General features: G+C 67.1%; 10 protein-coding genes. 4 read left to right on the forward strand and 6 right to left on the reverse strand.

Features of this window, described 5'->3' with window-relative positions; all coding sequences use genetic code 11:
* Window positions 1–27 precede the first annotated feature (27 nt).
* From NMK44_RS19820 to NMK44_RS19830, 3 genes are read right to left on the reverse strand one after another with little or no spacing between them, the layout of a single operon-like run.
* Window positions 28–921, reverse strand: coding sequence for a DUF6907 domain-containing protein (locus NMK44_RS19820; protein ID WP_254744914.1), 894 nt, complete (start codon window positions 919–921; stop codon window positions 28–30).
* On the reverse strand, window positions 918–1,220 hold the full coding sequence (locus tag NMK44_RS19825; RefSeq protein ID WP_254744982.1) for a helix-turn-helix transcriptional regulator: 303 nt from the start codon (window positions 1,218–1,220) through the stop codon (window positions 918–920). The genes NMK44_RS19820 and NMK44_RS19825 overlap by 4 nt, the downstream gene beginning before the upstream one ends.
* A gap of 2 nt (window positions 1,221–1,222) precedes the next feature.
* Window positions 1,223–1,447 carry a helix-turn-helix transcriptional regulator gene (locus tag NMK44_RS19830; RefSeq protein ID WP_254744916.1) on the reverse strand — a complete coding sequence of 75 codons (225 nt, stop codon included), beginning with the start codon at window positions 1,445–1,447 and terminating at the stop codon, window positions 1,223–1,225.
* Between the two features lie 138 nt (window positions 1,448–1,585).
* Between NMK44_RS19830 and NMK44_RS19835 the strand changes: the two genes are divergently transcribed.
* From NMK44_RS19835 to NMK44_RS19850, 4 genes are all read left to right on the forward strand, one after another.
* A complete protein-coding gene (locus NMK44_RS19835; protein WP_254744918.1) occupies window positions 1,586–2,764 on the forward strand; it encodes a helix-turn-helix domain-containing protein in 1,179 nt (392 codons plus the stop codon).
* Entirely contained in the window at window positions 2,751–4,325 is a 1,575-nt protein-coding gene (locus tag NMK44_RS19840) for a site-specific integrase (RefSeq protein WP_254744920.1), read from the forward strand. Before NMK44_RS19835 ends, NMK44_RS19840 begins: the two co-directional genes overlap by 14 nt.
* A gap of 521 nt (window positions 4,326–4,846) precedes the next feature.
* Entirely contained in the window at window positions 4,847–5,101 is a 255-nt protein-coding gene (locus NMK44_RS19845) for a hypothetical protein (RefSeq protein ID WP_374215304.1), read from the forward strand.
* A 379-nt stretch (window positions 5,102–5,480) separates the two neighbouring features.
* The gene (locus NMK44_RS19850) at window positions 5,481–6,599 is read left to right on the forward strand and encodes a right-handed parallel beta-helix repeat-containing protein (protein WP_254744922.1); all 1,119 of its coding nucleotides are present in this window, start codon (window positions 5,481–5,483) and stop codon (window positions 6,597–6,599) included.
* A gap of 98 nt (window positions 6,600–6,697) precedes the next feature.
* Here the strand turns inward: NMK44_RS19850 and NMK44_RS19855 are convergent, their stop codons facing one another.
* The 3 genes from NMK44_RS19855 to NMK44_RS19865 all read right to left on the reverse strand — a co-directional run bounded on the left by NMK44_RS19855 (window position 6,698) and on the right by NMK44_RS19865 (window position 8,522).
* The gene (locus tag NMK44_RS19855; RefSeq protein WP_254744924.1) at window positions 6,698–7,183 is read right to left on the reverse strand and encodes a hypothetical protein; all 486 of its coding nucleotides are present in this window, start codon (window positions 7,181–7,183) and stop codon (window positions 6,698–6,700) included.
* Window positions 7,184–7,473: 290 nt separating this feature from the next.
* A complete protein-coding gene (locus NMK44_RS19860) occupies window positions 7,474–7,989 on the reverse strand; it encodes a hypothetical protein (protein WP_254744926.1) in 516 nt (171 codons plus the stop codon).
* A 188-nt stretch (window positions 7,990–8,177) separates the two neighbouring features.
* Entirely contained in the window at window positions 8,178–8,522 is a 345-nt protein-coding gene (locus tag NMK44_RS19865) for a hypothetical protein (RefSeq protein ID WP_254744928.1), read from the reverse strand.
* Between the last annotated feature and the right edge of the window lie 327 nt (window positions 8,523–8,849).

Raw genomic sequence — 8,849 nt, forward strand, 5'->3', positions numbered from 1 at the left:
CGGCCGCGTCGGCGGTGCGCAGGCCAGTCACGCGCGGGCCTGCCATTCGGCGCGGGCCTGGACGAGCCGGGCGTGGACGGCCCGCAGCTGGTCGACGTGCGCCGCGAGCCGGTCGATGACAGTGCCGAACTCGTCCGGGCCCATGGGGCCAGTCCAGAAGTCCTGGTCCCCGATCATCTGCACGTTGACGTGAGGGATGCGCTGCTCGGGCTCGTCGGAGTGGGGGATCACGGCGACGTCGGCGATGAGGACCAGGTCCTCGTACGTCTCGCGGCTCTCGGTGAGGACCAGTGGCATGGCGACGTGGTCGCTCTGGTGCCAGATGTCGGACGGGTGGATGGTGCTTTCCGTCTCCCGCTGGTGGATCTCTGTGGTGGTGCACCAGGCCGGGCAGGTCTCCGTGTGCTCGTCGCCGTCGTGCGTGCGCATCGTCCAGGTGGGCGGCGCGACGGGCAGTGCCGGGACAGCGGGCGTCTCCTGCTCGATGGCGGCGAGCTGGTCGCGCAGCGCACGCATGCCGGGCAGCGCGGTCTGCATGCGGCTGATCAGCTGGGTGAGCCCGGCGGCGTCGAGGTCGCGGCCCGCGTCGGCCTCGCTGTACACGGAGACGACGGTGCGCGGGTTGGGGCCGTCGCCGGTGAAGGGCTCGGCGACGATCAGGGAGTCGGTGGCGCCGGGCGCGGTGACGCGGACCTGGTTCACATCGGTGCTGCGGAAGAGCCGCCGGAACTCCGGAGTGAGGCTGATCAGGTAGGCGCCGGTGCAGTCGGCGCAGGTTGTGAAGGGGGTTCCCTGCTCGCTGGTGTGCTGGTCGGCGCCGGGCTTCTTGCAGAAGACGCAGGGCGGGAGAGCCGGGGCGGTGGTGGCCGGTTCCAACGCGGTCGTCGCCCCGCTGTCCGTGGCCTGTGCCATGCTGTTCATGAGCGTGTTCCGATCTGCTGAGATTCGTTGACGTGCTCGACAGATGGCGTCGGTGTTGCCTCACCGGCGCTGTCGTCGTTTTCCTGGATCTTCAGGAAGGCCAAGAGGTCGGCCCGGCGGACCTTGATGGCTCGGCCGATCCGGACCACGGGCACTGGCGCATCGTCTTTGGCGACGAGCTCGTACCAGGTAGTGCGGGAGATGCCGCCACACGCTGCGGCGGCGTCCGGCCAGCCGTCGACCATGGCGGGAAGGGCCAGCACCTCGGTAACCGAGAGCGCCTCGCGGCGAGCGGGCATAGTCACGCCGCCCCCTCAGCGAGGCTGTTGAGCCAGGCGTCCACCTGCGTGCGTCGGGCTCGGAGGTGCTTTCCGACGCGGACCCACGTGGGACCCCGGCCACGCGCCTTCCAGCCGTAAATCGTGGACTTAGGGATCTTGAGCTCCTCGGCGAGATCGTCGACGGAGACCCAGGTGTGATCGCAGGCGCCGACGCCCACAGTTCTGGCCTGCTCCTTGGTTGGCATTGCTTGCCGTCCTCCAGAGTTTGTTCTCTGACGCTGCAACGACAGCACGGGCGTGACTGGAGTGTCAAGCGTCCGGAACCGAACGCTGCAACCTCGAGCGTCTGGCGCTGGACGCTGCACTCCTCGTACGGTGGTCGCATGACGAAGGACGACAAGCAACGGCCACTAGCCGTGACGCTTGGTGAGCGACTGAGGCAGTTCCGGGAGGATCGCGGGCTGCGGCAGGCGGACGTCGCCAGCGCGGCGGCGGCCTGGGGGCTGAAATGGGGTCGCTCAAGCATCGCGTCCCTGGAAGCGGGAACGCGCAACCTCTCGGTCGAGGAGCTGCTGCTGCTGCCCTTCGTTGTCTCTGAGCTGGGCGGCTGGGATCAACCGCTCCTCCCGCCCGAGGCCGCAATTCCCCTCTCCAAAACGCGCTTCATCCCCGCATCCCAGATCGCGTCATGTGCTTCACGTCTGACAATTAGCACTCTGCCCAACACCAACCCTTTCGACGGCATGGTCGCTGGGGTCAGGGTGTCCGGCGAGGACGAGGCGTCCGATAGCTTGACGTCTGCAAGAATGCACGCGGAAGCCTTGGCGTGGGATCTTTTCCTCAGCCGAACCTACCCATCCTTTCGATACCGCGATGCCGAAGATGGGGCCATGCAAGATCCTGAACTTGTGGCAAAAATCGCGAAGCGAATTAAGTTGCCTGCAGAGGTGGCGCCAAGTTGGGGGCTCGTCTCGGTCCTATCTCTAGGGCTCTGGGGGCGATCCATCGCTGACGAGCGCGATCATCGAGCAAGCGCTAGGGGCGAGTTTGAAGGGCGGGCGCTCCAGAGTGTGAAAGGGCACGTGACTCGCGAGTTGGTGGGAGAGCTTGAAGCGGAGGCTCACAGGGTTTGGCCTGAGATTGAGCGGGCCTTCTCTCCGGTCAGGGCAATCTGGGACCACCAAGATCTGCTGACAGAATGGGACCGCCGGGCGCGAGGGGAAGCGGCAAGAACTAGGTTTGAGGTCAAGCGACGAGACGCGATCGAGGCTTTCGACGAGAACGTCGATGCAGTCGCTGCCGCTAGCTTCATTGGTGAACAACTTCGCGAAGCTAGAATTCGAGCAAGTCTTTCCGTGGAAGAGGTCGCAGAGATGATGCGTGTGCATGACGCGTCGCTCGTCGCGGCGATTGAACGGGGTGATTATTTCAAGCACTCGTTCCCTCGGGCAGCGCAGGAGTACATTAAGGCATTTGCGCGTATCGTTGGGATCTCGCCAGAGGAATTGCTGACGAAGTACGAAGTGGTCAGAGTAGAGAGGCGGCGGCATGGCTACAGCTAGGCGCGGCGGTGGCGTGACTAAGCGTTGCGAGTGCCGCGGTACGGACGGCAAGCTGCTCGGAACCTCGTGCCCCCAGCTGGCCAAGAAGAACCACGGCTCACTCCAGGTCCGCCAGGAACTCCCGCTCGACGCCGACGGCAAGCGACGCCCCTTCCGCCGCACCGGCTACGGCAGGGTCACGGAGGCGCAGGCCGACCTCGACCGCATCCGCGCCATCCTCGACCTTGCCGGTGACGACGAGGACGCGCAGCGCCGCGTCGGCGATCTGCTCGCCGGGCTGATGAAGAGCCGCGGACCCATCCCCGAGCCGGTCGAGGTCTCCCGCAAGCTCGGCGTGGGCGTGGAGCTCGACGGCAAGATGACCGTGGGCGAGTGGCTGGACGTGTGGATCGCCTCGAAGAAGACGCGCCCCACCACGAACAACGGCTACGGCTCACACATTCGGGTACACCTGAAGCCCCGCATCGGGCACCTACGGCTCGACCGGCTGAACGTCGGCCACCTGGTGGAGATGTTCGACGCCATCGCCGAGGACAGCGAGACCATCGAGGCAGAGAACCAGGCCCGCCGCGAGCAGGAGGCACGCTGCCGCTGGTCCAAGCCGGGGCGGCCGCCGGTTGCCGTGCGCGCCCAGCTGGCCGAGGAGCGGGCGCGGCTCGCTGAGATGAAGCCGTTCCGGAAGACGAACGGGGCGGCGACGAGGCAGAGCATCCGCCGCACGCTGCGGGCCGCGCTGAACGCCGCGATCGCCCGGCAGCTCATCACCTTCAACCCGGCCGCGCATGTCGAGTTGGAGAGCGGGAAGCGGCCGACGGGTCTTCTGTGGACCGACGAGCGGGTGAGACGTTGGCGGGCGACGGGCGAGAGGCCGAGCCCCGTCATGGTCTGGACTCCGGCCCAGCTTGGCGCGTTCCTCGACGAGGCCGAGGGACACAGGCTGTACGCCTTCTATCACCTGGTTGCCCATCATGGGTTCCGCCGCGGCGAGGGCGTTGGCCAAGGGTGGCCGGACGCCCACCTCGAGGAGAAGCGCATCGACGTCACGGCCGAGATCGTGGTGGACGGGTGGACGCCTATCGAGACGGCGCCGAAGACGGACGCTTCGATGTCCTCGGTGAAGATCGACAGCGGCACGGTGGTGGTGCTGCGCGAGCACCGCGTGCGCCAGCTCGCCGAGCGCGAAGCATGGAACGAGCAGGCCGCACGCGAGCGGGCAGCGGGCAGGGACACGCCGGACTGGGCCGACACCGGGAAGGTGTTCACCGCCGAGGACGGGACCTGGCTGCACCCCGACGTCGTCAGCAAGGAGTTCCGGAAGATCTACGAGGCGGCCGACCTGCCGCCGATCAACCTCCGAGATCTGCGGCATGGCGCGGCCGGGCTGGTGAAGGCGGGTGGCGGGGACCTGCACGACGCGAAGGTGAAGCTGCGTCACTCCACGATCACCTTGACGTCGGACACGTACATGGCGATGTTCCAGGAGTACGAGGATGAGCTGACGGAGAGGGCGGCCGCGGTGGTGCCGCGGGCCCGGAAGGCGCCGGCGCCCGTCGAGCAGTGAAGGGTGGGCGTCAGTGCCCACCCTTGGCGGTGACCAGCACGGCGAAGGGCCGGACCTCGGCTGAGGTCCGGCCCTTGTACGCGCACCCGAGTCACGCAGCAGCCCGCAGCGTGGATAGGGACGAGACCCACGGTACGGCCGGGCGCTGACAGTTGGGGCGCCCCGGCGGTATCCTGAAGGGGAACGAACGAGGCTCCGTCACCGCAGGTGGCGGGGCCTTTCTGCTGGCCCGCTGCTGGCCCGAACGCTTCGGAACACGCCGATACGTGACGGACCGTGCGGCACGAGACGGCATGACGAGCGGTATCCTGACCAGCGGAAACCGAGACTCTTCGGCACAGGGCGACACTGGACGAGATGAGGCGGAACACCCCGCGATGGGAATACCGCAGACTTTTAATCCATTGGTTCAGGGTTCGAGCCCCTGATGACCCACCGAAGAGGCCCGTGCCGGGATCACCCGGCACGGGCCTCGGACGTCACCAGGGCGGACGACAGCAGCGGGCAGGGGGAGCCGGGCCGTGATGCCACCGATCTGCATGGTGTGCCGTGCGAGACCGTCGCGCGACGAGGGCTACGACGGATTCACCGTGGTCTACTTCCGCCCGACCGTGCGGTACGAGGACGGCTGGACCGGGCATCCGGAGAACGCCGAGTGGTTCTGCGCCGCGCACCTGCCGCTGACCGAGGGCCTGACCGATCTGACGGCCGGCGAGGCGTGGGAGCGGATCAAGGCCCGTGCCGCCGCGTCGGGGGACGACGGCGGGTCCCGCTGAAGACGGTCCGGCTTACGCCGCCTTGGCCGGCCCGGGCGGCCATCCCCCAGTCATGAACGAGAACTGACGCCCCTTCCGGAACGGCCCGCCCCGATCGGCCTATCGCGGAGGTGCGAATTTTCCGATGTGTGCTCCACATACCTGACGACCCGTCCGATATGCCCGTAGGTTCAGTCGTTGACCTGGGGTTTTCCCATGCCCCAGACGGTCGCGCGACCGCGGTCAGGAACGGCCGTCCCGGTGCGGACGGCTGCCATCGCCGCACGTCGTGATCGCCCGACCGGGGTCCGCGCGGATGCCGAAGGCGATCCCTCCGCACAGTCTGAAGCTGCTGATCTCTGCTTGCTCGGCTCGCTCAGAACGCTTAAGGAGACACCTCGTGCGACGCGTGACAACGACCCGCGGTTTCATCCCCGTCATCGCACTGGCCGTATCGGCGTGGGCGCTTTCCGTCCCCGCCTCCGCCCAGGACATGGGGGGCGGGGGCGGAGGCGGCGGCAACGCACCGAGCCAGCCCCCCGTCCCCTGCGGCGACACGGATGCGCTGATCGCCGCCATCGAAGACGCCAACAGCGCGCCGTCAGGCGGCACCGTGGCCCTGGGTACGGGGTGCCTGTACACGCTGACCGACGAGGCGGACACCGGTGCCAACGGCCCCGACGGGCTGCCCATCATCACCGGCAATGTGACCCTCACCGGCCTCGGTGCCACCATCCAGCGCAGCGCGGCCGCTGACAACTTCCGTATCGCCGAGGTGGCCGCCGGGGGCAGGCTCACCGTCAACAACATCACCCTGGCCAATGGTCACGCCACGGACATGGGAGCGACGGACGGCGGCGGTGTCCTCGTGCTCGGCAACCTGACCATGAGCCGGGCGACCGTCACCGGCAACACCGCGAGCAACCTCGGCGGCGGTATCGAGGTCGCCTCGGGCGCCACCATGAAACTCTCGGCCACGAATGTGACGGGCAATACGGCGGGCGACGGCGGCGGCATTCACATCAATACCCTGGGCAGTGCCCTCGTCAGCGGCGGGAACATCTCCGACAACACCGCCGTGAACACCGGCGGCGGGGTCGCGAACTACGGCATGACGACGCTGAGCAGCGTGACGGTGGAGAGAAACAAGACGACCAATTTCGAAGGCGGTGGCGTGGTCACGTCCACCGGGCCCCTCACCATCAGCGGGAGCACCATCGCGAACAACACCGCCGGGAGCTTCGGCGGCGGGATCGCCAACCTCGGCAGCACGCTGAACGTCTCCGGCACCTCGGTGCGGGACAACACGGCCGCCCTGAACGGCGGCGGGCTGTTCAACCACGCGGGCGCCACCCAGCTCACCGGGGACTTCATCACGAGAAACACGGCGAGCGGCGGCCCCGGGAGCACCGGCGGCGGCATCTTCATGGACGGCGGTACGGTGACGCTCAACTCCACCATGGTGCTCGCCAACAACCCGGCGAACTGCCAGCCGTCCATCGGCACCTGCACGACCTGATCCGACGGCCAGGTCTTCGCGAGGGCCGGTCATCGAACGCCAGGCGCCCCTGGAAGCATCGCTTCCAGGGGCGCGGCGCGCATGTGGAGAGGCGGGGCTCAGCAGTCCTTGTGCTTCGCCTTGGCCTTCACGACCTTGGCCTTGGCCTTCGCGTGCTTCTTGGCCGGGGCCTTGGTCTCCTTCTTGACCTTCACCTTCTTGTCCTTGTGCACCACCTTGTCCTTGTGGACCACCGGCGGCTTGACCGCGACGTTGGTGCAGTTCGGGCCCAGGTCGACATCGCCGGTCGGGGCCAGGACAGGGGCGTACGCGCCGAGGCCGGCGTTGGTGTCGCAGTCGTTGCTCTGCTTCACGCTGTGCCGGTTGGTGAAGTTGACGCAGTCCGGGTTCGGGTCGAAGTCACCGGTGGTCGAGAGCAGGGGCAGCTCGGCCTCGGTGCCCAGGTTCAGCTCACAGCTGTTGGACTGCTGGACCCCGTCGTTGTGCGGGAACAGACCATAAGCACTCGCGCTGCCTGCGCCACCGACGACCATCGTGCCCGCGGCCGCCGCGGCCATGAGAGCTACCTTCTTGCTGATCTGCATCGTGCTGGTGCCTCCATATCAGGTTCTCCGCGAGTGATCCGCAGACATTCCCATCAACGAGATATGCGTTCAGCAGGATCCGGTGCGTACGGGCCCATCACCCGAATGCCACAGTAAAGGTATATTCAGTCGGCGTGTGCGGTTGAAATTCAGATTTCCGGTGGCCGGGTTCTGGAAAAACACAGGAACGCGACCCCCGGCATTGAAGTCCCGGGGGTCGCGTTCATGATGAGAAAGGTGAGAAGACGGATCCGATGAGCCCTGGTCCGGGTGGAGCCGCGATGGTGCCGTCAGCGGCCCTGTGTGCCGGCCGCGGCGCCCGCCTTCTGCTTCGCCTTCCCGTTCGCGGGGTCGACCCCGGCGAGGTTGGTGCAGTTCGTCTCCTGGGTGACCTCGCCGGGGCCGATCGAGATCGGGCCGATGACCGAGGTCGTCTTGCAGTCGTTGGACTGCTTGGACACGGCACCCGACTTGCTGATGTTGACGCAGTTGGTCCGATGCGTGACGTCTTCACCGCTCAGATTGACGGTGACGGGGCCGATCACCGAATGGGTCCGGCAGCGGTTGCTCTGCTCGGAGACACCGGATTCGGCGTAGTTGACGCAATTGGTCTCGGTCGAGGCGTCCGATGAGGTCACCAGGTTGATCCCGCCGATGACCGAACTCGTGTCACAGCGGTTCTTCTGGCTGCCTCCGTCAGTGGGGAGGGCCTGGCGCGCCGGTTTGTCGGCGGCGTCGGCACCCCCCGCGCCGCCGACGAGCAGCACTCCCATGGCCGCTACGAGAAGCGCCGTCCTCTTGCGCATGTGCATTAAGAGCCTCCAAGTGGATGCTTGGCGATCTCAGCGAGCATCTGACGAAAGACGGCGGTCGCTGAAAGCCTTTTACGTGGCAGCGGCCCTGGAAGGGGAGCTTCCAGGGCCGCGGGTCCCAACGGGGGGATGTGTCACGGAGCTCCGGCTGGGTGCGGGAACACCGCGAACGGGTCAGCGACTCAGTCGTCGATGGCGATGTTGGTGCACTTGGAGCCGACGTTCACGTCACCGGTCGGGGCGAGGCCACCGACCGGGGCGATGAGGCCGGTCGCGGTGTCGCACTCGTTGCTCTGGAAGACGTGGCCGGAGCTGTTGGTGAAGTTGATGCAGTCGGCGCCGACGTTGGTGTCGCCGGTCGGGGCGGCTCCACCGACCGTGGCGATGGTGCCGGTGGCCACGTCGCAGTGGTTCAGCTGCGCGACGAAACCGTCGCCACCGTCGTGGGCCAGGGCGCCGCCGGCGCCGCCGATGACCAGGGCGCCGGCAGCAGCGGTCAGGAGAATTGCCTTCTTGCCGATGTTCACTTAATTCCTCCGTCTGGGTTGCTCCGCGAATTCACGGACGTCTGACTCAACGAAGCTCATCAGTTAAAGCTTCGGTTCACCACTCAGCTTCACCCGTCCGGCATAGCGCGACTTCTGCGGTGCGTGTTCCCGGTGATTCCCGCAATCGATACCGGGACGAGTGGCATTTGGAGCAGTGCGGAGCGCCGGTGCCTCCTTATAAAAGAAAGGGTCGCGAGCCGCTCGGCCGGCGCCGTCACCGCGGCCCGCGCCATGAGGTCACGATCACCGGGCGCGGACCGCCGTCCCCGCGGCCGGGCCGGACGAGTGATACATCCGGGTGCGGTG

This window comes from Streptomyces cucumeris (genome assembly GCF_024295805.1).
GTDB lineage: Bacteria > Actinomycetota > Actinomycetes > Streptomycetales > Streptomycetaceae > Streptomyces > Streptomyces cucumeris.